Below are 26016 nucleotides of genomic sequence, written 5' to 3'. Positions count from 1 at the left end.
CTGTTTAAAACGGAAGATCGTCATCTGAAATGTCGATTGTTTTACCGTCATTTGCAAATGGATCATCATCTACACGAGTGTAGTTGTTATTGCTTCGTTGATTCTGATTAGGATTTTGTCCATACGAATTGTTGTCATTTCCGTTATTACCATAACTTCTTTGACCTCCACCGTAAGAACCGCCTTCATTTCTTTCACCCGCTGAACTGCTTCGTGGTTCAAGGAATTGAACGCTCTCAGCCAGAATCTCCGTCACATATACGCGTTTGCCGTCTTGTCCTTCATAATTACGTGTTTGGACACGTCCATCCACGCCAGCTAAACTGCCCTTTTTCAAGAAGTTAGCTACATTTTCTGCCGGTTTACGCCAAACTACACAGTTAATGAAATCCGCTTCACGTTCACCTTGCTGATTCGTAAAACTACGGTTGACAGCTAAAGTAAAGGTAGCTACGGGAACTCCATTAGGTGTATATCGTAATTCAGGATCTTTAGTTAAGCGTCCTACCAAAACTACGCGATTCATCATCAGAATCAACCCCTAGGTTTCAAGCTTGTTTCATGTGAAACAAGATTAGAATTTATATTAATTATCGAATTAAACTTCTTCTCTAGTAGCCATGTGGCGAATAATGTCTTCACTGATTTTAGCTAGACGATCGAATTCTTGAATCGCAGCACTTTCAGCGTTAACTTTAAGAAGCATGTAGTAACCATCACGGAAATCATTGATTTCATATGCTAGACGGCGTTTACCCCATTCTTTTGCTTCTACTTCCGCACCATTATCAGAAAGGATTGTGTTGAAACGTTCAACTAAAGCTTTTTTAGCTTCTTCCTCAATGTTTGGACGGATGATATACATAATTTCGTATTTTCTCATCACTGTCACCTCCTTTTGGTCTAAGCGGCCCAATTGGGCAAGGAGCAATTATTTATAATTACTCACAAGATAAAATTATAGCATAGTTAAAGAGGCTTTGCAACGAACGGTTCGACTTATTACAATTAAATGTAATCTAATGATTTAAGTCTATAAAAAAGACCCTACATATGGAATGGTAGGGTCTTTGATTCTTATACGTTGAAACGGAAATGGATAACATCGCCATCGTTAACGATGTATTCTTTACCTTCCAAACGAACCTTACCCGCTTCTTTTGCGGCACTATGACTGCCCGCTTCAAGTAAATCGGTATAAGAAACCGTTTCGGCACGAATGAAACCGCGTTCGAAGTCCGTGTGAATGACACCGGCACATTGAGGGGCTTTCATTCCTTTACGGAATGTCCAAGCCCGCACTTCCTGTACGCCAGCTGTAAAGTATGTTGCCAATCCAAGCAGATAATAAGAAGCACGGATCAGCTGATCTAGACCTGACTCCTCGATGCCAAGTTCAGATAGGAACATTTCCTTTTCTTCACCTTCAAGCTCTGCAATTTCTTCCTCGATTTTGGCACAAATCACGATTACTTCGGCATTTTCCTTAGCGGCATATTCACGAACTTGCTGAACATATTCATTATCGTCAGCATTCGCCACTTCATCTTCGCTCACGTTCGCCACGTAAAGCGTTGGCTTAGCTGTAAGTAAATGCATGCCCTTCACGATTTTTTGCTGTTCTTCGGTAAACTCGACGGAACGTGCAGGCTTTTCATCTTCCAATGCTTCTTTTAAAGCCACAAGGATTTCATGTTCTGCCACAGCGGCTTTATCTTTTTGCTTGGCCATTTTTCCGACACGGTCGATGCGTTTGACAACAGATTCCAAATCGGCAAGGATCAATTCAAGATTGATGACCTCGATATCATCGATTGGATTTACTTTTCCGGAAACATGGGTAATGTTATCATCTGCAAAGCAACGGACGACTTGACAAATTGCATCCACTTGACGGATATGGGAAAGGAATTTATTACCTAAACCTTCTCCTTTACTTGCTCCTTTTACAATCCCGGCGATATCCGTGAATTCAAATGCTGTCGGAACCGTTTTTTTCGGTTTTACCAATTCAGTCAATTTTTGCAGACGGTGATCTGGCACTTCCACAATCCCTACATTCGGGTCGATCGTACAGAAAGGGTAGTTGGCAGATTCCGCACCTGCCTGAGTTATTGCATTAAATAAAGTGGATTTACCTACGTTAGGCAAACCGACTATACCAGCTGTTAAAGCCATTTATATTTCACTCCTTCAAGATGATTCGTACATATGGGAAAAGAACTGATCTTCTTTAAAGACCATCCAATACCTAAACCTTTCCCAATTATAGATTTCGCTTCCTAAAAAGACAAGTAAATCATGAGAAACGCCGGACTACTTTCACTCCAAAAAAAAAGCATGATCACTCCTCATGCTTTTGCAGAACTTTTTTCATTTTCTTCGCGAATTCACGTCGAGGCAGCATCACACTATGACCGCATCCTTCACATTTTATCCGGATATCCATTCCGAGCCGTATAATTCTCCACTTATTCACTCCACAGGGATGTGGTTTCTTCATTTCCACAATATCCTTAAGTGCAAATTCCTTTTCCTCCATAATCATGAGCCCCCCAATTCCTATGACTCGCTGCCATTGTACGTAGATTTAATCCCACTTGCATCAAGCGCAGCACTTATTTCTTTTCTTAATATCCTACTGATTTCAATGTGATGCATCGGCTTTGTTTCCGCTTTAATCCGAAAGACGATTTCTTCAGGACTGATTTTTTCAATTCCCAAAAATTCAGGTGCTTTGATCAAGGCTTCGTATTTGCCTTCCATACTGTTTAAAAGATCAATCAGCACTTTCTCAGCACGCTCGGTCGATCCATCGTTAGGTATGGTCACATCAACAATTGCCATACTATTTAAAATGGAATAATTCGTAACCTGGATGATGCTGCCGTTGGGTATGAAGTGCAATTCACCTGCACCGCTTTTAATTTTCGTCGTACGAAGCCCGATTTCAAGGACTTCCCCTTCAAAAGTATTGATTTTAATATAATCCCCGACCGAGAACTGATCTTCAAAGATAACGAAAAACCCGGTAATTATATCCTTGACCAAACTTTGTGCGCCAAATCCAATGGCCAAACCGAGAACACCGGCACCAGCGAGTAATGGCATTACGTGAAGACCAAGAATCTCCAGAATCATCAACAAGGCAATGAAATTGATGACATAGGTAATGATATTTTCCAGCAATTTAATGAGTGTCGCTTCCCTGCGTTCCGTTACCCGAATGGGACTTCTTAAACGTGCTTTGAAAAATTTATTCAGAATAGTCTTTCCTATTGTAATAATAATACGCGATAACAGCAGAACAAGGAAGATTTTAATAATCCCCTCGCCCATCAGCAGCCATATCTTTTCATCCAATATCTCTTTTGCAACGCTATCATAAATGCGATCCATATTTTCCTCCTGCCTAATGCAAATAACAGCAAAACTATTATATCTTCGACGTATTCCTCTACCCTCCATGCATGGAGGTAACCATGAAATAGAGAGATTTTCTCTATTTTATCAATAAATAATGGTTTCTGTACAAAAAAATTATGGGTATATAGTTAATAGAATTTAGAAATTTTTTCCCGAACATTCAAATGATTATTTACTAGAAAGTATAGATGAAAGCAATTGGTAGAGGATAACATCGATTCATATCCCCTTCACCTGTTTGCATGTTTTGCAAAAAATTCCCTCACCCATCATGTTAAATACCGTATATTTTCCCCTTTTTATCCGTATACTGTAATACCAAATAAAGTAAAGGAGTTGAGCCGATGAATCTGAATTCTAGTCTATTTAATAATAATAAAAATAGATTGAGTCGCATCCTGCATGAAGATACGGATGCATCCAAACAAATTTCCCAGGAATTAATCAACCTCCTCCCAACAGGAAAGCTTCAACCAATCGTCATCGTCTGCATAGGCACAGACCGTTCCACAGGCGATTCACTCGGACCACTTGTCGGCACTCTGCTTAGTGAAAAGGCTGAAAACAGTTCTTCTTCATTCCATGTTTATGGTACTCTGGATGACCCTATACATGCGATGAATTTACAGGAAAAATTAAATGAAATTAAAAAGCTGCATGCCAATGCCTTTATAGTCGGAATCGATGCTTGCTTGGGGAAAATGAAAAGCGTCGGCATCGTTCAGATCGGCCAGGGACCAGTTAAGCCGGGTGCCGGGGTCAATAAAGACCTTCCTTCCGTCGGAAATGCCCATATTACAGGAATCGTGAATGTAAGTGGATTCATGGAGTTCATGGTCTTGCAGAACACGCGTCTTAATCTTGTGCTAAAAATGGCGAAAACCATTGCCGAGGGGATTTATGAAGCACAAAATCATTATCCAATAAAACCTTCCATCACTCCTTTCACATGGTCATTCAAGCAAGAAAAAACCCTTTGATCGGTTTTTTCATAAAAAAAAGGAAGGGGCCAGCCCTTCCTTTTTTTTTTATGCATAATACATGAAAGTAACCAGAATGGCAGTGATCATTATGCCCGGAAGCAGATTCGCCACCCTGATTTTGGTGACACCGATAATATTCAAACCAATCGCCAAAATCATGACTCCACCAGTTGCCGTCATTTCCAATATGAAGGAATCCATTAATGCAGATGGGATCATCGTATTGATTTGCCTTGAAAAAACCGCCAGGAATCCCTCATAAAGAATGATAGGAAATGCTGAAAAAAGTACCCCTATGCCTAACGTGCTTGCGAGGACAAGTGCTGTGAATCCATCGATTATCGCTTTTGTTATCAAAACGTCATGATCATTCCGGATACCGCTATCCAGGGCACCGATAATGGCCATCGCCCCAATCCCAAATATGAGCGTAGCTGTTACAAACCCCTGAGATATCGAGGTTCCTTCCTTCGCTTTCATCCTGTGTTCAATCCAATTGCCTAAAGAATTAAGCCTGCCCTCAAGATTCATCCATTCACCGAGGACCGCCCCGCCGACAATACTTAAAATGACAACAAGGAAATTATCGCTTTTAAACCCCATCTGCAAACCTAAAACCATCACGGCTAAACTGATACCGCTCATGACCGTTTCTTTAATCTTCTCAGGTATATGTTGTAAAAACCTTCCTAAAATCGAGCCGATTAAAATGCAGGCACCGTTCACCAAAGCCCCTAATAATACCATCTCATCCACCTAATTTTCTGCATATGTCTTCATGATCTTTTCATAAGGGGAGCTAAGAGGAAAGGTTCTCTTGATCGATCAAGTTCAAAATTCTCTCTAAATCTTCTTTTGAAAAGAATTCTATTTCTATTTTTCCTTTTTTCTTGCTTTGTTTTATCGTTACGCTCGTTCCTAGTCTTTCACGCAGACTTGTCTCCCTTTGCTTTATGAAGATATCTTTTTTCTCTTGTTTCTTAGGTTTGGTTTCACGTGAAACGGTATCATTCAATTGATGTATATACTGCTCCAGCTGTCTGACATTCATCCCTTCCTTGAGGACTTTATCCGCTACCGGCTTGAGCATCTCTTTTTTCTTTAAACCCAGCAATGCCCGGCCATGTCCCATGGAAATTTCACCGTCGGATATATATTTCCTAATTCCTTCAGGCAAAGATAGTAATCTAACATGGTTCGCAATATGGGGTCGGCTTTTCCCCAGCCGGTTGGCCAGCTGCTCCTGGGTGAATTCCAATTTTTCAAGAAGCGTTTGATAAGCGGCAGCCTCTTCGATCGGATTCAAATCTTCCCGTTGCAGGTTTTCCAAAATGGCCAGTTCCATCATCTGCTGTTCACTCAATTCCCTCACAACGACTGGAACTGTCTTTAAATCGGCTTCCTTGGCAGCACGATAACGCCTTTCCCCAGCCACGATTTCATATCCCTTAATACTTTTCCGGGCAATAATCGGCTGTAATATCCCATGCTCCATGATGGATTGCTTCAATTCCTCTATAGCTTCTAGCCGAAAGCTCTTTCGGGGCTGATAAGGATTTGGCCTTAATTCCCTTAATTTGATTTCGCGCACGATTTCATCTTTACTGATCTCCCCACTGTTGAAAAGTGCGTTAAGTCCTTTGCCAAGCCCTTTAGCCATTTGATACCACTTCCTTTGCCAATTCTAGATAGACCTCCGCCCCTCGTGACTTTGGATCATATATAATTATCGGTTCTCCATGGCTCGGTGCTTCACTCAAACGGACATTGCGGGGAATGATGGTTTGGTAGACTTTATCCTGAAAGTATTTTTTGACTTCTTCTATGACCTGGAGACCTAAATTTGTTCTTGCATCCAACATCGTCAATAGCACACCCTCGATTTTCAAATCATGGTTCAAATGCTTTTGGACGAGGCGGACCGTATTCAATAGTTGACTCAAACCCTCCAATGCATAATATTCACATTGTACTGGGATCAAAACAGCATCGGCAGCCGTTAAGGCATTAAGCGTAAGCAAACCCAATGATGGAGGGCAGTCAATCACAATGTAATCATACTGGCTTTGCACCTCTTCTAACGCCCTTTTTAATCGGACTTCCCTTGAGATGGTTGGAACAAGTTCAATTTCTGCACCTGCAAGTTGAATTGTCGCAGGTATAGCATATAAGTTTTCCACCTTTGTTTCCATGATAACGGTACTGGCCTCAACATCATCAACCAATACATCATAAATACATTGTTCCACATCTGCTTTGTCAATACCTGCACCGCTTGTCGCATTTCCCTGCGGGTCAATATCGACCATTAAGACTTTCTGTCCAATGTATGCAAGACAAGCACTTAAACTGACAGAAGTTGTCGTTTTTCCAACACCGCCCTTTTGATTGGCAATGGCGAGAATCTTACCCACGAATTCACCCGCTTTCAACTATCTTCATGACGCTATATCTATTGATTTTTACCGTGAATCCAATTATTTCTTTCTATTTTATCATGAATGTTACTGGAAGAAATCGTTTTCTGAAATTCCTCTTAAAATTTGAAATACTTCTAAAAGCATTAAAAATCCAGGAAAAATTGAATGTTATAAAAGTGGAAAATGCCAGTTTTGGAGAGAAAATAAAAAAAGCTTGGTAATCGGAGACTACCAAGCGGGCTAAGGATGGGGAATCAAGTTTTTTTCTTGGGTATTTTAATCGTGAACTGATAATACTCCTCGAATTCTTCTTCCTCTGCATCCAGATTTATTCCATTGTCTGTAACCATACTGAGTGATTGGCGGATAGTATTCACGGCAATCCTCATGTCTTTACTAAACGCTTTTCGCTTAGGTTTCGGCTTCTGCACAGTACCCGTTAAGAGCTTGACGACCTGCTCTTCGGTCTGCTTGACGTTTAACCCTTTTTCGATGATTTCCAAAAGCAGTTTCAACTGCTTTTCAGGACTCTTTAACGGTATCAACGAGCGGGCATGGCGTTCCGTAATTTGCTTTTGAAGAAGTGCATCCTGAACCTCCTGCGGCAGCTTAAGCAGCCGAAGCTTATTCGCCACGGTAGATTGACCAATTCCCAGTCTTTGTGCCAGGGCTTCTTGGGTTAAACTATGCAGCTCCAATAGTTTTCCGTAAGCCAAAGCTTCTTCAATCGGTGTCAGTTCTTCACGCTGAAGGTTTTCTATCAGCGCAACGGAAGCCGTTTCTGTATCGGTGAAATCTTTGATTATAGCAGGTGCCAATTCCCAGCCAAGCTTTTGCATGGCCCGGAAACGACGCTCACCTGCAATGATTTCATATTTTCCCTGACCATAAGCCCTTACTACAATTGGTTGAATGATCCCATGTGTATGGATCGTTTGAGCCAATTCGGCAATTTTATCGTCATTAAAAACGGTCCTTGGTTGAAATCGATTAGGCACAATGTCGGAAATGGAAATTTTTCTTATTTCTTCATTATTATTGCTAGGTGTCTCCATCTCTAGTTGCTCTTCTTCTTTTTCGCCAAACCCAAAGAACCGCGAAAAAGGATGCTTCATCTTCCTACACCACCTTTTAAAACTCCCAAATAACATATTCTCTATTTAAAGGACAAGTCCTGCATACATTTCCCGACATGGTTATACATATGTCCCTTCACTGTAAAAAACATGTCGACTGGCGCCATCAAGGCAATAATGAGGGTCGACGGCCAGTTTTTATAAATATCGGCCGGCTTTCCCAAAATTATTTCCCTGAATCAGCAAGCTAAGGGCACACGTCTTAACCTGTACCGAAAATGCCTTCTTGTTGGCAAATGCAGTATTAAGTGAAAATAATAAGGTCATACATTTATAGTAAAAGAAAATAAGGGCAAGTACCAGCCATATATATCTGAATCCTCTGCTCTTACTATGAAAACATACTCATCGTACAGAAGTTATTCAATAGGCTGCTTATTCGGTGTCCCTGGTTTTCTAGGGTATTTTTTAGGAGTCTTCTTCACTTTTTTTACAGTAATGATGTTCCTTTCACTATTTTCCTCTGGCAATGTGAAAGGATGAATTTCTTCGATTTCTCCGCCTAATGTAAAAATGGCCTTCTTCCCTGTGTCCATTTCATCTTGTGCACTAGCCGCTTTCATGGCAATGAACGTCCCATCCAGTTTAACAAGCGGCAAACATAGTTCACTTAAAACCGACATCCTGGCTACAGCCCTCGCCATGACAATATCATAGGATTCGCGATGCTCCGGTTTTTGGGCGAAGGTTTCCGCCCGGTCATGATAAAAGGAAACTCCCTTTAATTGCAATGAATCCGCAAGGTGATTCAAAAAAGAAATTCGCTTATTCAAGGAATCCACAATCGAGACATGGATATCAGGGAAACAAATCTTCAATGGAATACTCGGAAATCCAGCTCCAGCCCCAACATCGCAAATTCGATAGGATTCGTTAAAGTCAAAATAGAAGGCTGCACTGATTGAATCATAAAAATGCTTTAGATAAACTTCTTCTTTATCTGTGATGGCTGTTAAGTTCATCTTTTCGTTCCATTCCACCAATAATCGATAATACGTGTCAAACTGATCAAGCTGTTGAGGAGAAAGCTCGATCCCTTTCTCCAGCAGTGCTTGTTGGAACTGTTCAATATTCATGTTTTTTCAATCCTTTTCGGGTATTTCCGTTACTGAGATACTCTGGCAATCTTACCTTGTTCCAAATAAACAAGCAGAATGGAAACATCAGCGGGATTCACACCGGAAATTCTTGAAGCCTGAGCTACTGATAGCGGGTGGACCTGCTTTAATTTTTGACGTGCTTCCGTTGCAAGACCAGAAATTGCATCATAATCGATATTCTCTGGAATCTTTTTGTTCTCCATTTTTTTCAGGCGATCGACTTGCTGCAAGGATTTTTCGATATATCCTTCATACTTGATCTGGATTTCGACCTGTTCCGTCACTTCTTCACTCAGTTCGACATCACTTGGCGCCAACTTCTGAATATGGGAATAATCCATTTCAGGCCTTTTCAATAAATCGGAGGCACGGATTCCATCCTTTAATTCACTGCCGCCACTTGCAGTAATGACTTCTTGCACCTCTTTGGTCGGTTTGATGAAGTTTGATTTCAATCGTTCCTTTTCTATTTCTACCGCTTCTTTTTTCATAAGGAAACGTTTGTAGCGTTCTTCTTTGATCATTCCGATATTGAATCCAATTTCCGTTAAGCGTAGATCGGCATTATCATGACGCAATAATAAACGATATTCTGCACGTGAAGTCAGCAATCGGTATGGTTCATTCGTACCTTTCGTTACAAGGTCATCAATGAGAACACCAATATAGGCATCCGAGCGGCTTAAAATCAGTTCTTCCTTACCCATTGCATTCAATCCTGCATTAATACCGGCCATCAATCCTTGTCCTGCTGCTTCTTCATAACCGGATGTCCCGTTAATTTGACCTGCAGTATATAGATTTTTGATTTTCTTCGTTTCAAGTGTAGGCCATAGCTGCGTAGGAACGATGGCATCATATTCAATTGCATATCCAGCACGCATCATTTCCGCTTTTTCAAGTCCCGGAATTGTTTGCAGGATTTTCACTTGCACATCTTCAGGCAGACTGGTGGATAAACCTTGCACATAAACTTCCTTTGTATTGCGACCTTCAGGTTCCAAGAAGATTTGATGCCGTGGTTTATCATTAAAACGAACGACTTTATCTTCTATCGATGGACAATAACGCGGTCCGGTTCCTTTAATCATTCCGGAATACATTGGTGAACGGTGTAGATTCTCATCAATGAGCTGATGTGTACCCTCATTCGTATACGTTAACCAGCATGGTAATTGATCCGTTATGAACTTTGTCGTTTCATAAGAAAAGGCACGAGGCACTTCATCGCCAGGCTGAATTTCCGTTTTGCTGTAGTCTATGGAAGAACTATTCACACGTGGAGGCGTTCCTGTTTTAAAACGGACCAAATCAAATCCTAACTGCTCCAAGTGTTCGGAAAGCCTGATGGAAGGCTGCTGATTATTAGGGCCGCTTGAATATTTCAGTTCCCCTAAAATGATTTCACCGCGTAAATATGTTCCCGTCGTAATTACGACAGTTTTCGCACGGTACACCGCACCTGTTTTAGTGATGACACCCGTACATACGTCGTTTTCAACAATTAATTCCTCTACCATTCCTTGAATCAATGTCAAATTTTCTTGGTCTTCTATCGTCTTTTTCATTTCTTGCTGATAGAGAAATTTATCTGCCTGCGCCCGCAGCGCACGAACGGCCGGACCTTTTGCCGTATTGAGCATCCTCATTTGAATATGGGTTTTGTCGATATTTCTTCCCATTTCACCGCCTAAAGCGTCAATTTCCCTAACGACTATCCCTTTTGCCGGCCCGCCGACGGAGGGATTGCATGGCATAAAGGCGACCATATCCAAGTTAATGGTGATCATCAACGTTTTAGCTCCTACTCTTGCAGCTGCAAGGCCCGCCTCACTGCCAGCATGACCGGCACCAATAACAATGACATCATAGCTACCTGCTTCGTATTGCATATCCTTTTCCTCCTTTTACGCTTATTTTCCTAAACAAAATTGAGAGAACAATTGGTTGATCAAATTATCCTGAACGCTTTCGCCAATGATTTCTCCAAGTAACTCCCATGCTTTCGTGAAATCGATTTGAACCAAATCAACCGGCGTACCCATTTCAATAGCATCAATTGCATCTTCGATAGCCTGTAATGCCTGTCCCAGCAAAGCTATATGCCTTGCATTGGACACATAGGTCAGGTCTCCCGTTTCTAAAGAACCTTCGAAAAATAAAGAAGCGATCGCTTCTTCCAATTCATCGACCCCTCGATCTTCCAGTAATGAAGTCGTAACAACTTTATGGGATGCCGCCATTTCCTTAACTTTTGCCATATCGACTTTTTGTGGAAGGTCTGTTTTATTGATGATAACGATAACATCCATTCCCTCAACCGCTTGGAATAGTTTCTCATCTTCAGTAGTGAAATCATCGGAATAGTTCAATACAAGCAATATTAAATCCGCTTCTTTTAATACTGCACGAGACCGTTCAACTCCAATTCGTTCAACGATATCTTCCGTTTCGCGAATTCCTGCTGTATCGACAAGTTTAAGCGGTACACCGCGAACATTGACATACTCTTCAATAACATCACGTGTTGTACCTGGAATATCAGTGACGATCGCTTTGTTTTCATGAACTAAGCTGTTAAGCAATGAAGATTTTCCGACATTAGGACGACCTATGATAACGGTCGCAAGTCCATCCCGAAGTATTTTCCCCTGTTGGGCCGTGTGAAGCAGCTTCTCTATTTCATGCTTAACATAACTGCCTTTTTCCAAAAATAAACGATGCGTCATTTCTTCGACATCATCATATTCCGGATAATCTATATTTACCTCGACTTGAGCGAGGGTCTGTAAAATTTCCTGACGCAGATTTTGGATTAATTTCGAAAGCCGGCCTTCCATTTGACCTAATGCAACATTCATGGCTTTATCCGTTTTAGCACGGATTAAGTCCATAACGGCCTCAGCTTGGGAAAGATCGATCCTGCCATTCAAAAAAGCCCGTTTCGTAAATTCACCAGGTTCCGCTAAACGAGCACCTTGTGAGAGAATAAGCTGCAGTACCCGATTGACCGAAACGATTCCACCGTGACAATTTATTTCAACTACATCTTCCCTTGTAAATGTCTTTGGACCCATCATGACCGAAACCATGACTTCCTCTATGATTTCACCTGTTTTAGGCTGGATAAGGTGGCCATAATGAATCGTATGTGATTTCACTTCAAGCAATCCTTTTCCACCTGGTCCTTTAAAGATCCTATCGGCTATTTCTATGGCCTCATCACCGCTGATTCTAACGATGGCGATTGCCCCTTCCCCTAAGGGAGTAGAGATAGCGGTGATTGTATCGAATTCCATGCTTTCACCTCTTATATATTGATGGTTCTATTTTTTTCTGATAATAAAATCGTCGAATCCTAAATTACTACAATACCACAGTATATTCATGAAAAAAAGTAGATACTCCTTCCTTCCAAGAGTTATCCACACGCCATCAATCCATATTCTGTAACAACCATTTTAACTTATCCACATGTGAATAACAAATATCGCCCGCTTCAATTTCTTCCCTCCCCTTTAAGGATCAAGAAAATATAAAAAGTTTGTCACTTATTGTTGAATGGAAAATTCGCAAAAAAAATATTCGACATTCAGGGCCTAAAAAAAAGAACCCCTGCTTAAAGGCAGAAGGTTCATTTAAGTGGAGTGATGACCAAGTGACGATATGGCTCCGTCCCACTTGAGGTTGTTTTTATTTTTGGATAATCCAGCAGAGCATTATGGATGACCTTACGTTCATAGGATGGCATCGGCTCCAGTGAAACAGCTTTACCTGTTTTCGTGGCTTTATTTGCCATTCTTTCAGCCAATTGGATTAAGGTGTCATTGCGGCGGCTTCGATAATCTTCTGCATCTACGGTAATATTCAAAAACTGCTTCGAATATCGATTTGCTACCAGCTGTGCTAAATACTGAAGTGAATTTAGTGTTTGACCCCTTTTTCCAATCAATAATGCAATTTTATCACCTGATAAATGGAATGTTACGTTCTTACCTTTACGGGTGACATTTATTTGTGCATTGACTCCCATTTCGACGCAGACATTCTTCAAAAATCCAAGTGTCTCTTCAATGGGATCCGGAGGCAATGTCACATGGACGATTGCCTTCCTTGCACCAAATAAACCAAAAAACCCTTTTTTTCCTTCATCTTCTACTTCAATCTCCACGCGATCCTTAGTGCTGTTCAGTTGAGCTAAAGCTAAATTTACTGCTTCTTCGACAGATTGTCCTGTAGCAGTCACTTTTTTCACTTTTTCTTTGCCCCTCCCGCGTTTTCCGCAGCTGCTTTTCTAAGATCCGGACCTTTGATGAAATATGTTTGAACGATACCAAAAATGTTACCAACTACCCAGTAAAGAGAAAGAGCAGCGGGGAAATTAATAGCAAATACAACAATCATGATTGGCATGATGTAAAGCATCATCGTCATTTGTGCCGCCATTTGTGGATTCGAGTTCATTCCAGCCATGGACATCTTTTGCTGGATGAAAGTGGTGATACCAGCAACGACCGGTAAAATATAATAAGGATCCGGGGAACCTAAATCAAACCAAAGAAAACTATGTAAAGCAATTTCTTCCGTACGGCTGATTGCATGGTAAAATCCGATCAAAATCGGCATTTGCACCAATATCGGCAAACATCCCGCCAATGGATTCACATTATATTTCGAAAATAGAGCCATTGTTTCTTGCTGTAGTTTTTGTTGTGTGGCAGCATCTTTTGAGCTGTATTTAGCTTGAAGTTCTTTCATTTCAGGCTGAATGGCCTGCATGGCTTTCGAGCTTTTCACCTGTTTGATCATTAATGGAAGTATTGCTAAGCGAATGATTAGTGTAACACCGATGATTCCCAAACCATAGTTCTCGCCCAATGCTTCAGAAAGCCAGATGATCAGGGCTGATAATGGATAGACAATGTATGAATTCCAAAAACCTTCACTATCCGCAGTAATAGGTTCTTTAATTTCCGTACACCCTGCCAACAGCATCATTATCGAGGCTAGTCCAATAATGAGTAATATTCGTTTTTTCAACCGTAATTTCCTCCTAACTGCAATCAATCTTTTTTGAAACAATTGTGAACTGTTTATTAGAAGATTTCAAGGAAAAGTAATCCACTTTTTCCACAGTTACAATCGGAATTTTCTATGTCATCTTACTCAAGTAACCATATGATACGAGGAGTCTTATTCGATATTAAGGGGACTTTATTGTTTTTTCATTTTAAAGTTTAGTGATTTAGAACGTTTCAGGACATGTATCAAGCTGCTTTTCACCTGGGAAAAGTCCATCTCCGCCGCTGGTTTTCGAGCAATCACAATATAATCCTTACCCTCTTCTATATCTTCTTTCAATTCCAAAAACGCTTGCCGTATGTATCTTTTAATTTGGTTCCTCATAACGGCGTTCCCGATTTTTTTACTGACAGAAAGGCCGATCCTAAAATGATCCTGACCCGGCTTTTCAAGGACATAGACAACGAATTGCCGATTAGCAGAAGATTCACCTTTTTTAAACACAAGCTGAAATTCATCCTCTTTCTTAATCCTTAACTTTTTTTTCATTTTTACACCTTCATTACATGAATTGAGTCTCAGTAAATCCCTTATTTTGCGAAAAAAGACCACTGAGACTTTTCAGTGGTCTATGCAGATAATACTTTTCTGCCCTTACGGCGACGTGCAGCGATTACTCTACGTCCGTTTTTCGTGCTCATACGTGCACGGAAACCGTGAACTTTACTATGTTTGCGGTTATTCGGTTGATAAGTTCTTTTCATTATATGACACCTCCCTGAGGAATAACAGTTAAAGACAGTCTTTACAATTATATAGATGGAGGTTTCTACTTGTCAACCTCATCCATAAAAAATTTCTTTTTTTAATGCTCAATGTCCAGTAGGCCTTTTTTTACTACCTAGCCTATTGTAAATGATTTTGCTCCGAACTGATATAGAAATTTTTGGGGAAAGGGAAATTTCCATCATTTTATCCATGGGCACGAATATAGATTCGCAAGTAATCCTCCCTTACGACACACCATTCGACAAATTATAAGAACGAACCTGAATCCCTTTCGATCTTTCCCCATGCAGGTCTTCCGGCTTGAACACCTGGTTCATATCAAATTAATTCGAGCCTATAATCATGGTCTGTGGATAAAATTCGACATGTTTTTTTCTATCCACATCCCATTTTAGAGACTTTTGCACATAACAATGGCCTGTGGAAAAGTTTTTCCCACAAGCCCGGTAAGTTGTGGATAAAGTTTTCTAACCCATTGCAAGACGCCTGAATTTCTGATATTATATTTGTGTTTTCACTCTGAATAACTTTATCAACAGGTAACGTTTATCCACAGACTGTGAATAACTTGTGGATAGTTTATCCGACCTGTGTATATTAATCTGTCCACAGATGGTGGATATTGTCGAAAACCCTTTTTTCTTCTTTATTATATATTTCTTAAAATACCTGTTGATGAATAAACATTCAAATCTGCACTGGCTCACCAGATGTAGTCTGTACAAAGGTTGTACAGCGCAAGATATAGTTTTGGGCACTTCACATTACACAACACAAAAATTCCTTAATACAGCTCACCGAACCTTTGCTGTCAAAATTAATATGAAGACGGCAATCGATGAGTTTATTTGTGCCTATACATTTAGATACAATGATTAAAATTTTTTTTGCAAAGGAGGGATAAGTTTGGATAACATCGATAGCCTCTGGAACCAGGCGCTCGGAAAAATCGAAAAGAAAATCAGTAAACCAAGCTTTGAAACTTGGCTTAAATCAACCAAGGCTTATTTACTGCAAGGTGATACATTAACAGTCACCGCTCCCAATGAATTTGCCAGGGATTGGCTTGAAGAACGCTATTCCCATCTTATTTCCGATGTATTGTTTGAACTTACCGGTGAGGAATTGGAAGCAAAATTCATCATTCCCCCCAATCAAGAAGATGATGATTTTGCCGTTCCTGTTCAGCCTAAAAAGATAAAAAAACAGGATAAAGAGCATGCTGCATTTCCACAGCATATGCTTAATGCGAAAAATACATTCGATACATTTGTCATCGGCTCCGGCAATCGTTTTGCCCATGCCGCGTCTCTCGCTGTCGCAGAAGCTCCGGCCAAAGCCTATAATCCCTTATTCATATACGGGGGCGTCGGCCTTGGAAAAACTCATTTAATGCATGCAATCGGGCATTATGTTCTAGAGCATAATCCGAATGCGAAGGTCGTTTATTTATCGTCTGAAAAGTTCACGAATGAATTCATCAACTCGATCCGGGACAATAAAGCTGGGGAATTCCGTGATAGATACCGAAGCGTGGATGTTTTATTAATTGATGATATTCAATTTCTTGCGGGAAAAGAACAAACTCAAGAAGAGTTTTTCCATACATTCAATGCGCTGCATGAAGAAAGCAAACAGATCGTCATCTCGAGTGACCGCCCGCCAAAAGAGATACCTACACTAGAGGATCGCCTCCGTTCAAGGTTTGAGTGGGGCTTGATTACGGATATCACGCCACCTGATCTGGAAACGCGGATTGCCATATTGCGTAAAAAGGCAAAAGCTGAGGGTCTTGATATCCCGAACGAAGTCATGCTCTATATAGCCAACCAAATCGATTCCAATATTCGTGAGCTTGAGGGTGCACTTATTCGTGTCGTCGCTTATTCTTCATTGATCAATAAAGATATAAATGCCGATTTGGCAGCTGAAGCATTAAAAGATATCATTCCTAGCTCAAAACCTAAAATAATCACCATCTTGGAAATCCAGAAGACGGTCGGTGAACATTATAGTGTCAAACTTGAGGATTTCAAGGCGAAAAAACGGACTAAATCCGTGGCCTTTCCAAGACAGATTGCCATGTATCTTTCCAGGGAATTGACGGACTCATCCCTGCCCAAGATAGGTGATGAATTTGGAGGCCGCGATCATACGACCGTCATCCATGCGCATGAAAAAATCTCCAAACTCATGCAAACGGACACCCAGCTTCAACGTCAGGTTAAGGAAATCCAGGACCAGCTGAGGGTATAATGGATTCTGGATAATGTGAATAACTGGCGACTACTTACACACAGTCTGTCCACATGTGGATAGACTGTTTTTCCTTAGGTTGAGTGGACTTATCCACATATCAACAAGGCCTACTACTATTACTACTATCTTTTTTAATAAAAATTATTAATAAATATGCCTATTCGGCAATAAAAAATTGGAGGATGAAACATGAGATTTATAATCCAAAGAGATCGATTAGTTCATAGTGTCCAAGAAGTAATGAAAGCTGTCACATCAAGAACGACGATTCCAATCCTAACAGGGATAAAGATAAGCGTTACTAGTGAGGGAGTCACTCTAACAGGTAGTGATTCTGATATTTCCATCCAATCATTCATTCCTGCTGAGGTTGAGGGAGATGAGATAGTTGAAGTTAAAAGCAGCGGCGGTATAGTCCTGAATGCCCGTTTTTTCAGTGAAATTGTCAAAAAGCTGCCGATGGATACTGTAGAAATTGAAGTGGAGAATAACTTTCAAACGATTATTCGCTCGGGAAAAGCTGAATTTAATCTAAATGGACTGGATCCTGAGGAATATCCTCATCTTCCGATCATTGCAGAAGAAAATATTTTCAAACTTCCAACGGACCTTTTAAAGACCCTTATCCGCCAAACTGGCTTTGCAGTGTCCACGTCAGAAACACGCCCCATCTTAACAGGTGTAAACTTGAAGGTTCAAGATGACGAATTGACCTGTATTGCAACAGATAGTCATAGGCTTGCAATGAGAACAGCCAAAATAGAAAATAAAATTAACGGGACCTATAGCGTTGTCATCCCAGGTAAAAGTCTGAATGAGTTAAGTAAAATCCTTGATGATACAAATGAACTCATTGAAATCGTCATTACCGAAAATCAAGTACTTTTCAAAGCTGAAAATTTATTATTCTTCTCAAGACTTCTTGAAGGGAATTATCCCGATACATCACGCTTGATTCCATCAGATAGCAAAACCGATGTGACTGTTCACACCAAGGATTTCCTTCAAGCGATCGACAGGGCTTCTTTATTGGCGAGAGAAGGAAGAAATAATGTCGTTAAATTGACAACCCTGGAAGGCCGTATAATCGAAGTCTCTTCCAATACTCCTGAAATTGGTAAAGTAATTGAGGAAGTTCAGGCAGAAGCCATTGAAGGTGAAGACCTGAAGATCTCATTCAGTGCCAAATTCGTAATGGATGCTCTAAAGGCATTGGAAGGTTCCGATATAAAAATTAATTTCACAGGTGCAATGCGTCCGTTTGTCATTCGTCCGCTACATGACGATTCCATGCTGCAATTAATTCTCCCGGTAAGGACTTATTAAGCTAAAATAATAATATTTCAAAAAAATTAAAGGCTTGTATAGCAGGTCTTTAATTTTTTTATATGTAAACATAGGTTTCCAAAGGGTCTTTGCCGTTTTTTCAATTCTGTACGAGACTCTCAATCGCTAAAAACAAGAACTGAAAAAGCTATACTTTGTCTTAATGGGATTAATTTAGTAAAATGAAATATTAAAGACTACTTAGAAATGAGTGAAGCATGAATGGACTCCATAAAAATCAATACTGAATATATTACGCTTGGACAATTCCTGAAATTGGCCGATTTGATCCAAAGCGGCGGAATGGCGAAATGGTTCTTAAGTGAATACGAGGTTTACATTAATGGCGAATTAGACGTGAGAAGAGGCAGGAAATTAAGATCAGGTGATAAAATAGAGATTCCTGGATTTGGCACCTACACAATTACAAGCTAAAACATAAGGGAAGAGCGGAATATGTATATTGAAAATATAAGTTTGAAAAATTACCGCAACTATACCGAATTGAATCTGGCTTTTGAGAATAAAGTCAATGTTATCCTCGGCGAAAATGCTCAAGGAAAAACAAATGTCATGGAATCCATTTTCGTTTTAGCAATGGCAAAATCCCATCGGACCTCAAATGATAAAGAACTTATTCGCTGGGATGAAGAGTATGCTAAAATAGAGGGAAGAGTTAGAAAGAGAAATACCTCAATACCACTTGAGCTGACCATTTCAAAAAAAGGGAAAAAGGCGAAGTGCAACCATATTGAACAAAGAAAGTTGAGTCAATATGTCGGAAATATGAATGTGGTCATGTTTGCGCCTGAGGATCTTAACCTTGTAAAGGGAAGTCCTCTAGTCAGACGCCGTTTTATAGATATGGAAATTGGCCAGGTTTCTCCCGTATACCTTCATGATATGAGCCAATATCATAAAATACTTCAACAAAGAAATCATTACTTAAAGCTTCTGCAGACCCGGAAACAAACGGATACGACGATGCTTGACGTGCTGACCGATCAATTTATTCAGTATGCAGCGAAAATTGTCGAAAGAAGGTACGAGTTTCTTTTAAAGCTCCAGCAATGGGCAGAACCTATTCATTCGGGGATCTCCAGAAATCTAGAAGTATTGAAAATCCAATATAAACCGTCGCTTGATGTATCAGAATCTATGGATTTGACGAAAATGATAGAAGTATACACAGAAAAATTTGATAAAATAAAAACAAGGGAAATTGAACGGGGTGTTACACTGGTAGGTCCTCATCGTGACGACCTGGTTTTTTTTGTGAATGACCGTGATGTCCAGACATATGGTTCACAAGGACAACAGCGTACGACTGCCTTGTCTTTGAAACTTGCCGAAATTGAGCTGATCCATGAAGAAATCGGCGAGTATCCCATTTTATTATTGGATGATGTGTTATCGGAACTCGACGATTTCCGCCAATCCCATTTACTGAATACGATACAGGGGAAAGTGCAAACATTTGTGACGACACCCTCCGTTGATGGAATCGATCATCAAACCCTACGAGAAGCGTCCACCTTTTATGTTAGTCAAGGAAGTATAAAAAAGGTTAAATGATGAGGTGAATGTATGTATCTCCACATTGGTGAAGACATTCTTGTGAAAACGGACGATGTCATAGCCATTTTAGATAAGAAGCTGCTTCAGGCCTCTCCAATCATGAGTGAATTTTTGGAGAAAAAGTCCGATGTAACTTCCCATTTAGCAAAAAACTCGGTTAAATCGATTGTAGTGACGGACAAACAGGTTTATTATTCACCGCTCGCGTCGTCCACCTTGAAAAAGCGTTCACTGCAGCCATCGCTCTTAATCGATGATATAGATATTCTTTGAATTGTAGCTAAACGTTATAATTACTCCTGAAAATTGATAAATGCCAAAAGAAAAGTGTAGGTGATACGTATGACAATGGAACAAAAAGAAGTACAAGCTCAGGCATACGATGAGAATCAGATACAGGTTTTAGAAGGCTTAGAAGCAGTTCGTAAACGTCCGGGGATGTATATCGGCACTACCTCTGCAAAAGGACTTCACCATCTTGTTTGGGAAATTGTCGATAATAGTATTGATGAGGCACTGGCTGGTTTCTGTACGGAAATCAAAGTGACGATCGAAGAAGATAATAGCATAACCGTAGTCGATAATGGGCGGGGAATTCCAGTGGGGATCCATGAAAAAATGGGACGTCCGGCTGTAGAAGTAATCATGACGGTCCTTCATGCGGGCGGTAAATTTGGCGGCGGAGGTTATAAGGTCTCCGGCGGTCTGCATGGTGTGGGGGCATCAGTAGTTAATGCCTTATCCACGGTATTGGAAGTTTACGTTCATCGTGAAGGTAAAATCCATTATCAGCAATTTAACCGTGGTATCCCAAAAGAAGATTTGAAAATCATCGGGGAAACCGATCATACCGGAACGACTGTACACTTCATTCCTGATGGTGAAATCTTCACGGATACCTTGGAATATGACTTTGATACATTAGCCACGCGAATCCGTGAGCTTGCATTCCTGAATAAAGGGTTGAAGCTGATCATTGAAGATAAACGTGAAGAAGAAGAAAAAATCAGGGAGTTCCACTATGAGGGCGGTATCAAATCTTATGTTGAGCATTTGAATCGTTCTAAAGAGGTATTGCATGAGGAACCGATTTTCATGGAAGGCGAGAAAGATGGAATTTCCGTTGAATTGGCCCTGCAATATAATGACAGCTATATCAGCAATGTCTTTTCTTTTGCCAATAATATTCATACCTATGAAGGCGGTACGCATGAATCGGGATTCAAGACTGCTTTGACCCGTGTCATCAATGATTATGCACGGAAAAATGGTCTTTTAAAAGAAGCGGATGCCAATTTCTCAGGTGAAGATGTCCGGGAAGGTTTAACGGCAATCATTTCGATTAAGCATCCTGATCCGCAATTTGAAGGTCAGACGAAAACCAAACTCGGAAACTCTGAGGTAAGGACGGTTACTGATTCCATTCTTTCGGAACGACTTGATGCCTTCTTATACGAAAATCCTGCCGTGGCCCGAAAAATAGTAGATAAAGGGCAAATGGCAGCGAGAGCCCGTTTGGCAGCGAAGAAAGCACGTGAATTGACCCGGAGGAAAAGTGCTTTGGAAGTATCGAATCTACCAGGTAAATTGGCAGATTGTTCTTCTAAGGACCCGAGTATCAGCGAATTATACATCGTTGAAGGAAACTCTGCGGGAGGCTCGGCAAAACAAGGGCGGGACCGCCACTTCCAAGCCATATTGCCGCTAAGGGGTAAAATCCTGAATGTTGAAAAAGCGCGATTGGACAGAATCCTGCACAATGAAGAAATAGGTACGATCATCACAGCACTTGGAACGGGCATTGGTGATGAATTCAATACTGAAAAAGCCAGATACCATAAAATTGTTATCATGACCGATGCGGATGTGGATGGTGCACATATCAGAACACTGATGTTGACATTCTTCTACCGGTATATGCGAAAAATCATCGAGTATGGATATATATATATTGCTCAGCCGCCACTTTTCAAGATTCAGCAAGGGAAAAAAGTGGATTATGCTTATAATGACCGCGAGCTTGAAGAAATCATGGCAAGTTTGCCAAGTACTCCAAAGCCTAACCTGCAGCGTTATAAAGGGCTGGGGGAAATGAATCCGGAGCAATTGTGGGAAACGACCATGAACCCAGAAACGAGAACGCTGCTTCAAGTCAGTTTGAAAGATGCCGCCGAGGCAGATGAAACTTTCGAGATGCTGATGGGCGACAAGGTGGAACCGCGACGTAACTTCATTGAAGAAAATGCAATTTATGTAAAAAATCTTGATATCTGATTTTTGACAGGATGCTTTTTACATCCTGTTCTTTACATAGTGCACGAACAGTTAAACTTAAATGAGATATAAGCTTTTAATAGGAGGTTGGCTCCATGTCAGAAAATGAAAGATCAGGTGTTAAAGAAATAAATATAAGTACCGAGATGCGGACATCGTTTTTGGATTATGCGATGAGCGTTATCGTGTCGCGGGCTTTGCCTGATGTAAGGGACGGCTTGAAACCGGTACACCGAAGAATTCTTTATGCAATGAACGATCTTGGAATGACTTCGGATAAACCATTTAAGAAATCAGCCCGTATTGTCGGGGAAGTTATCGGTAAATATCACCCGCATGGTGATTCGGCAGTATATGAAACGATGGTACGGATGGCGCAACCTTTTAACTATCGCTATATGCTTGTAGATGGCCATGGGAATTTCGGTTCGGTCGATGGTGACCAAGCTGCCGCAATGAGGTACACCGAAGCGAGAATGTCGAAAATCTCGATGGAGTTACTCCGGGACTTAAATAAAGATACGGTCAATTTCCAGGATAACTACGATGGTTCAGAAAGAGAACCAGCCGTCATGCCTGCCCGTTTCCCGAACTTGTTGGTGAATGGTTCATCAGGAATAGCGGTAGGAATGGCAACCAATATTCCGCCCCATCAATTAGGTGAGGTAATTGACGGCGTATTGGCTTTAAGCAAGAATCCTGAGATTACAATTCCAGAGTTGATGGAATATATTCCTGGTCCGGACTTTCCGACAGCCGGTTTGATTTTAGGGAGAAGCGGAATCAGAAAGGCGTATGAAACCGGTAAAGGGTCAATCATTCAACGGGCGAAAGTCGAGATTGAAGAGAAACCGAATGGTAAACAGGTAATCCTTGTTAAGGAAATCCCTTATCAAGTGAATAAAGCAAGATTGATTGAAAAAATTGCAGAACTTGCCCGAGATAAGAAAATCGAAGGCATCACCGACTTACGGGATGAATCGGATCGCAATGGTATGCGTATTGTCATGGAGCTTCGAAAGGATGTTAATGCGAATGTCCTTTTAAACAACCTGTATAAGCACACCGCGATGCAGACCACCTTCGGAATAAATCTGCTTGCTTTGGTGGACGGTCAGCCAAAGGTGCTGAATTTAAAACAATGCCTGCGCTACTACTTGGAGCATCAGCAGGTAGTCATACGTCGCAGGACTGAATTTGAACTGCGGAAAGCGGAGGCCCGTGCCCATATTTTAGAAGGTTTGCGTATTGCACTTGATAATTTGGATGCAGTCATCTCGTTGATCCGCAGTTCCCAAACGACAGATATTGCCCGTGAAGGCTTAATGACACAATTCTCACTTTCCGAAAAACAGGCGCAAGCTATCCTGGATATGCGTTTACAGCGCTTGACAGGTCTGGAACGTGAAAAAATTGAAGATGAATATCAGGCATTAATGGCTATAATTGCAGAATATAAAGCGATTCTTGCCGATGAGGAAAAGGTTCTTGAAATTATCCGTGAAGAGCTTCTTGAAATTAAAGAACGTTTTGATGATAAACGGAGAACTGAAATCACATTAGCCGGCTTTGAAAGCCTTGAAGATGAAGATTTAATCCCAGAGGAAAATATAATCGTGACACTTACGCATAACGGTTATATTAAACGCTTGCCTGCAACCACATACCGCAGTCAAAAACGCGGGGGGCGTGGAATACAGGGTATGGGAACGAATACAGATGACTTTGTCGGTCACTTGTTAACCACTTCGACTCATGACACTCTATTATTCTTCACCAACAAAGGTAAAGTCTATCGTTCAAAAGGATATGAAATACCTGAATATGGCAGGACGGCAAAAGGATTGCCTCTTATCAACTTGTTGGAAGTCGATAAAGGCGAGTGGGTCAATGCAATCATACCTGTGAAGGAATTTGCGGACGATTGGTATTTATTCTTCACGACCAGACATGGGATATCAAAGCGTACACCTTTATCGTCTTTTGCAAATATCCGTAATAACGGTTTAATTGCCCTAGGTTTACGTGAAGATGATGAATTGATCTCTGTCCGACTTACGAATGGAGAGAAACAGATCATAATTGGAACGAAGTCCGGTATGATGATTCGTTTCCCAGAGACGGATGTACGGACAATGGGACGTACTGCAGCAGGAGTAAAAGGAATTTCCTTAGGGACAAATGATGAAGTTGTCGGAATGGAAATTCTTGAAGATGATGAAGAAGTCCTGATCGTTACGAAAAACGGTTATGGAAAAAGGACCTCAGCGGAAGAATACCGTATTCAAAGCCGTGGAGGCAAAGGAATAAAAACATGTAATGTCACTGAGAAAAATGGTGAACTTATAGCCGTGAAAACAGTTACGGGTGAAGATGAAGATTTGATGCTGATTACAGCAGCTGGTGTATTGATCCGAATGGAAGTCGAAGGCATTTCTAAAACGGGCCGTAATACACAGGGTGTTAAGCTCATCCGACTCGAATCTGCAGATAATGAATATGTTTCTACGGTGGCCATCGTAGGAAGGGAAGAAGAAGAAGAAAAAGACATGGAAATAGAGGCGGTAACAACTCTAGATCCGGATTCTGATCCTGAACCTACGGTAAATGAAGAAAATGAAGAAACTGAAAAAGATACGGAAGAATAATCTTTTACTAAAAAAGGGGTTCGGAATTTTAATTCCGAGCCCCTTTTGAAATTCCCTTTGATTTTTTTTGAAACAATGTATTGCATTTAAAATGAAGTGCAATAGGGCTGATGTCCATCAAGCTGCAATTGGAGGATGTCTGGCAGATTGCGGGATGGCAAAGCTGCCACCAAATTTATTAAATAAAAGGGAAAGCCTGACGGCAGATGATTATAAGGAGATACATGTCCATCCCATCTTCAGCTCCAAGGTGATCAAGGATAGTTCCATCATTAAGGATAGTGTGAAGGTAGCCGTTCTAGAGCAACATGGAAGGTTAGATGGAACGGGTTATCCCATAAGATTGAAAACAAAGCCCATGAACTCATTTTCAAAAATCATTGCTGTTGCAGATGTACTTCACGCCATGACTTCCGAAAGGGCATATAGAAAGAAACAGTCACCGTTTAAGGTATTGGAAATGGTCTTCCATGATGACTTTGGTAAATTTGATATTGCGGTAGTTAAAACCTTGTTATCAGCTTCGCTAATTATTCCATGGGAAGCCGGGTCAAACTGAACAATGGATTCATCGCTGAAAACATTTTTATTGATGCCGGCTCGCAAACATGACCAGTCATGAAGGTGATGGATAGTGGGATCGTGAATTATATATATAAAGAAATACATAATGTTTAAAGAAAAAATTCACTCTTGAAATCTAAGCTTATTCTTCTTGATCAGGGGTAAAGTCATAGTATTTAAAATCTATGAATGGATGAATATTATTTATTTTAAAATAACTATTGCTTTTATTCCTGATACTAGATATAATAACTAAGTCGACAGCGAAAGAATAAAGTCGTTGACAAGGAATAATATAGATGATATATTATTAAAGTCGCTTACGAAGTAACGACGATAAATCGCTCTTTGAAAACTGAACAGAACAAAGCGCCAACGTTAAATTTTAAGTGAGCACACACTATCAAAAAAGCGAATGAGCAAGTCAAACATTTCTTCGGAGAGTTTGATCCTGGCTCAGGACGAACGCTGGCGGCGTGCCTAATACATGC

25 protein-coding genes are annotated in these 26016 nt (G+C 40.7%); 9 read left to right on the top strand and 16 right to left on the bottom strand.

Translation table 11 applies throughout. The features are described 5' to 3' along the window. Nucleotides 1–4: 4 nt before the first annotated feature. The 5 genes from ssb to ACFX4H_RS19285 form a co-directional block, all read right to left on the bottom strand. Nucleotides 5–529 (bottom strand): single-stranded DNA-binding protein, encoded by a 525-nt coding sequence (gene ssb, locus ACFX4H_RS19305; protein ID WP_057278276.1) that lies wholly within the window; start codon nucleotides 527–529, stop codon nucleotides 5–7. A 69-nt stretch (nucleotides 530–598) separates the two neighbouring features. Continuing rightward, nucleotides 599–883, bottom strand: coding sequence for a 30S ribosomal protein S6 (gene rpsF, locus ACFX4H_RS19300; RefSeq protein ID WP_034316153.1), 285 nt, complete (start codon nucleotides 881–883; stop codon nucleotides 599–601). Nucleotides 884–1077: 194 nt separating this feature from the next. After that, nucleotides 1078–2178 carry a redox-regulated ATPase YchF gene (gene ychF, locus ACFX4H_RS19295; protein WP_377436041.1) on the bottom strand — a complete coding sequence of 367 codons (1101 nt, stop codon included), beginning with the start codon at nucleotides 2176–2178 and terminating at the stop codon, nucleotides 1078–1080. 166 nt (nucleotides 2179–2344) lie between these two features. After that, nucleotides 2345–2542, bottom strand: a complete 198-nt coding sequence (locus ACFX4H_RS19290; RefSeq protein WP_034316158.1) for a DUF951 domain-containing protein — start codon at nucleotides 2540–2542, stop codon at nucleotides 2345–2347. Between the two features lie 20 nt (nucleotides 2543–2562). Continuing rightward, nucleotides 2563–3399, bottom strand: coding sequence for a mechanosensitive ion channel family protein (locus ACFX4H_RS19285; RefSeq protein ID WP_098185079.1), 837 nt, complete (start codon nucleotides 3397–3399; stop codon nucleotides 2563–2565). A 371-nt stretch (nucleotides 3400–3770) separates the two neighbouring features. Between ACFX4H_RS19285 and yyaC the strand changes: the two genes are divergently transcribed. Next, the gene (gene yyaC, locus ACFX4H_RS19280; RefSeq protein WP_053536995.1) at nucleotides 3771–4406 is read left to right on the top strand and encodes a spore protease YyaC; all 636 of its coding nucleotides are present in this window, start codon (nucleotides 3771–3773) and stop codon (nucleotides 4404–4406) included. Nucleotides 4407–4454: 48 nt separating this feature from the next. On the opposite strand, the gene ACFX4H_RS19275 is transcribed toward yyaC, so the two are convergent. The 11 genes from ACFX4H_RS19275 to rpmH all read right to left on the bottom strand — a co-directional run bounded on the left by ACFX4H_RS19275 (nucleotide 4455) and on the right by rpmH (nucleotide 14851). Further along, nucleotides 4455–5156, bottom strand: a complete 702-nt coding sequence (locus tag ACFX4H_RS19275; protein ID WP_377436040.1) for a DUF554 domain-containing protein — start codon at nucleotides 5154–5156, stop codon at nucleotides 4455–4457. A 52-nt stretch (nucleotides 5157–5208) separates the two neighbouring features. Beyond that, nucleotides 5209–6069, bottom strand: coding sequence for a ParB/RepB/Spo0J family partition protein (locus ACFX4H_RS19270; RefSeq protein ID WP_057278280.1), 861 nt, complete (start codon nucleotides 6067–6069; stop codon nucleotides 5209–5211). Continuing rightward, nucleotides 6062–6823 carry a ParA family protein gene (locus ACFX4H_RS19265; protein WP_034316249.1) on the bottom strand — a complete coding sequence of 254 codons (762 nt, stop codon included), beginning with the start codon at nucleotides 6821–6823 and terminating at the stop codon, nucleotides 6062–6064. Before ACFX4H_RS19265 ends, ACFX4H_RS19270 begins: the two co-directional genes overlap by 8 nt. 260 nt (nucleotides 6824–7083) lie before the next feature. Then, the gene (noc, locus tag ACFX4H_RS19260; RefSeq protein WP_034316169.1) at nucleotides 7084–7944 is read right to left on the bottom strand and encodes a nucleoid occlusion protein; all 861 of its coding nucleotides are present in this window, start codon (nucleotides 7942–7944) and stop codon (nucleotides 7084–7086) included. A gap of 380 nt (nucleotides 7945–8324) precedes the next feature. Next, nucleotides 8325–9041, bottom strand: coding sequence for a 16S rRNA (guanine(527)-N(7))-methyltransferase RsmG (gene rsmG, locus ACFX4H_RS19255; protein WP_034316171.1), 717 nt, complete (start codon nucleotides 9039–9041; stop codon nucleotides 8325–8327). Between the two features lie 29 nt (nucleotides 9042–9070). After that, on the bottom strand, nucleotides 9071–10957 hold the full coding sequence (mnmG, locus tag ACFX4H_RS19250) for a tRNA uridine-5-carboxymethylaminomethyl(34) synthesis enzyme MnmG (RefSeq protein WP_054398447.1): 1887 nt from the start codon (nucleotides 10955–10957) through the stop codon (nucleotides 9071–9073). Nucleotides 10958–10978: 21 nt separating this feature from the next. Beyond that, a complete protein-coding gene (mnmE, locus tag ACFX4H_RS19245; RefSeq protein WP_034316175.1) occupies nucleotides 10979–12364 on the bottom strand; it encodes a tRNA uridine-5-carboxymethylaminomethyl(34) synthesis GTPase MnmE in 1386 nt (461 codons plus the stop codon). A gap of 335 nt (nucleotides 12365–12699) precedes the next feature. After that, a complete protein-coding gene (gene jag / locus ACFX4H_RS19240) occupies nucleotides 12700–13320 on the bottom strand; it encodes an RNA-binding cell elongation regulator Jag/EloR (RefSeq protein WP_034316177.1) in 621 nt (206 codons plus the stop codon). Continuing rightward, complete coding sequence (gene spoIIIJ, locus ACFX4H_RS19235; RefSeq protein ID WP_034316178.1) at nucleotides 13317–14105, bottom strand: YidC family membrane integrase SpoIIIJ; 789 nt, start codon at nucleotides 14103–14105, stop codon at nucleotides 13317–13319. The genes jag and spoIIIJ overlap by 4 nt, the downstream gene beginning before the upstream one ends. Nucleotides 14106–14279: 174 nt before the next feature. Next, nucleotides 14280–14636, bottom strand: coding sequence for a ribonuclease P protein component (gene rnpA, locus ACFX4H_RS19230; protein WP_034316181.1), 357 nt, complete (start codon nucleotides 14634–14636; stop codon nucleotides 14280–14282). A gap of 80 nt (nucleotides 14637–14716) precedes the next feature. After that, nucleotides 14717–14851 (bottom strand): 50S ribosomal protein L34, encoded by a 135-nt coding sequence (gene rpmH, locus ACFX4H_RS19225; protein ID WP_034316183.1) that lies wholly within the window; start codon nucleotides 14849–14851, stop codon nucleotides 14717–14719. A gap of 931 nt (nucleotides 14852–15782) precedes the next feature. On the opposite strand from rpmH, the gene dnaA reads away from it, so the two are divergent. The 8 genes from dnaA (at nucleotide 15783) to ACFX4H_RS19185 (ending at nucleotide 25520) form a co-directional block, all read left to right on the top strand. After that, the gene (gene dnaA, locus ACFX4H_RS19220; protein WP_034316187.1) at nucleotides 15783–17132 is read left to right on the top strand and encodes a chromosomal replication initiator protein DnaA; all 1350 of its coding nucleotides are present in this window, start codon (nucleotides 15783–15785) and stop codon (nucleotides 17130–17132) included. Nucleotides 17133–17324: 192 nt separating this feature from the next. Next, nucleotides 17325–18461, top strand: a complete 1137-nt coding sequence (gene dnaN / locus ACFX4H_RS19215; RefSeq protein WP_034316189.1) for a DNA polymerase III subunit beta — start codon at nucleotides 17325–17327, stop codon at nucleotides 18459–18461. 222 nt (nucleotides 18462–18683) lie between these two features. Further along, complete coding sequence (yaaA, locus tag ACFX4H_RS19210) at nucleotides 18684–18896, top strand: S4 domain-containing protein YaaA (RefSeq protein WP_034316192.1); 213 nt, start codon at nucleotides 18684–18686, stop codon at nucleotides 18894–18896. A 21-nt stretch (nucleotides 18897–18917) separates the two neighbouring features. Next, nucleotides 18918–20036, top strand: a complete 1119-nt coding sequence (gene recF / locus ACFX4H_RS19205; RefSeq protein WP_034316194.1) for a DNA replication/repair protein RecF — start codon at nucleotides 18918–18920, stop codon at nucleotides 20034–20036. Nucleotides 20037–20048: 12 nt separating this feature from the next. After that, on the top strand, nucleotides 20049–20312 hold the full coding sequence (gene remB, locus ACFX4H_RS19200) for an extracellular matrix regulator RemB (RefSeq protein WP_034316197.1): 264 nt from the start codon (nucleotides 20049–20051) through the stop codon (nucleotides 20310–20312). Nucleotides 20313–20387: 75 nt separating this feature from the next. Beyond that, the gene (gene gyrB, locus ACFX4H_RS19195; protein WP_034316251.1) at nucleotides 20388–22313 is read left to right on the top strand and encodes a DNA topoisomerase (ATP-hydrolyzing) subunit B; all 1926 of its coding nucleotides are present in this window, start codon (nucleotides 20388–20390) and stop codon (nucleotides 22311–22313) included. Between the two features lie 95 nt (nucleotides 22314–22408). Then, entirely contained in the window at nucleotides 22409–24961 is a 2553-nt protein-coding gene (gene gyrA, locus ACFX4H_RS19190) for a DNA gyrase subunit A (RefSeq protein ID WP_063574565.1), read from the top strand. Between the two features lie 67 nt (nucleotides 24962–25028). Then, nucleotides 25029–25520, top strand: a complete 492-nt coding sequence (locus ACFX4H_RS19185) for an HD-GYP domain-containing protein (RefSeq protein WP_377436039.1) — start codon at nucleotides 25029–25031, stop codon at nucleotides 25518–25520. Nucleotides 25521–26016: the final 496 nt, after the last annotated feature.

It is taken from the genome of Peribacillus sp. YIM B13477, assembly GCF_042787955.1.
GTDB lineage: Bacteria > Bacillota > Bacilli > Bacillales > DSM-1321 > Peribacillus > Peribacillus frigoritolerans.
Note: the sequence above shows the minus strand (reverse complement) of the source record. Positions and strands in the feature narration are given on the sequence as shown.

What these genes read in the sequence shown, in the direction of transcription:
- remB (WP_034316197.1), top strand. Translation starts at nt 20,049, where the DNA reads ATGTATCTCCACATTGGTGAAGACATTCTTGTGAAAACGGACGATGTC.
- recF (WP_034316194.1), top strand. Translation starts at nt 18,918, where the DNA reads ATGTATATTGAAAATATAAGTTTGAAAAATTACCGCAACTATACCGAA.
- rpsF (WP_034316153.1), bottom strand. Translation starts at nt 883, where the DNA reads ATGAGAAAATACGAAATTATGTATATCATCCGTCCAAACATTGAGGAA.
- mnmE (WP_034316175.1), bottom strand. Translation starts at nt 12,364, where the DNA reads ATGGAATTCGATACAATCACCGCTATCTCTACTCCCTTAGGGGAAGGG.
- rpmH (WP_034316183.1), bottom strand. Translation starts at nt 14,851, where the DNA reads ATGAAAAGAACTTATCAACCGAATAACCGCAAACATAGTAAAGTTCAC.
- ACFX4H_RS19290 (WP_034316158.1), bottom strand. Translation starts at nt 2,542, where the DNA reads ATGGAGGAAAAGGAATTTGCACTTAAGGATATTGTGGAAATGAAGAAA.
- mnmG (WP_054398447.1), bottom strand. Translation starts at nt 10,957, where the DNA reads ATGCAATACGAAGCAGGTAGCTATGATGTCATTGTTATTGGTGCCGGT.
- ACFX4H_RS19285 (WP_098185079.1), bottom strand. Translation starts at nt 3,399, where the DNA reads ATGGATCGCATTTATGATAGCGTTGCAAAAGAGATATTGGATGAAAAG.
- noc (WP_034316169.1), bottom strand. Translation starts at nt 7,944, where the DNA reads ATGAAGCATCCTTTTTCGCGGTTCTTTGGGTTTGGCGAAAAAGAAGAA.
- ssb (WP_057278276.1), bottom strand. Translation starts at nt 529, where the DNA reads ATGATGAATCGCGTAGTTTTGGTAGGACGCTTAACTAAAGATCCTGAA.
- rnpA (WP_034316181.1), bottom strand. Translation starts at nt 14,636, where the DNA reads ATGAAAAAAAAGTTAAGGATTAAGAAAGAGGATGAATTTCAGCTTGTG.
- rsmG (WP_034316171.1), bottom strand. Translation starts at nt 9,041, where the DNA reads ATGAATATTGAACAGTTCCAACAAGCACTGCTGGAGAAAGGGATCGAG.
- ACFX4H_RS19275 (WP_377436040.1), bottom strand. Translation starts at nt 5,156, where the DNA reads ATGGTATTATTAGGGGCTTTGGTGAACGGTGCCTGCATTTTAATCGGC.
- dnaN (WP_034316189.1), top strand. Translation starts at nt 17,325, where the DNA reads ATGAGATTTATAATCCAAAGAGATCGATTAGTTCATAGTGTCCAAGAA.
- ychF (WP_377436041.1), bottom strand. Translation starts at nt 2,178, where the DNA reads ATGGCTTTAACAGCTGGTATAGTCGGTTTGCCTAACGTAGGTAAATCC.
- yyaC (WP_053536995.1), top strand. Translation starts at nt 3,771, where the DNA reads ATGAATCTGAATTCTAGTCTATTTAATAATAATAAAAATAGATTGAGT.
- yaaA (WP_034316192.1), top strand. Translation starts at nt 18,684, where the DNA reads ATGGACTCCATAAAAATCAATACTGAATATATTACGCTTGGACAATTC.
- gyrA (WP_063574565.1), top strand. Translation starts at nt 22,409, where the DNA reads ATGTCAGAAAATGAAAGATCAGGTGTTAAAGAAATAAATATAAGTACC.
- gyrB (WP_034316251.1), top strand. Translation starts at nt 20,388, where the DNA reads ATGGAACAAAAAGAAGTACAAGCTCAGGCATACGATGAGAATCAGATA.
- ACFX4H_RS19270 (WP_057278280.1), bottom strand. Translation starts at nt 6,069, where the DNA reads ATGGCTAAAGGGCTTGGCAAAGGACTTAACGCACTTTTCAACAGTGGG.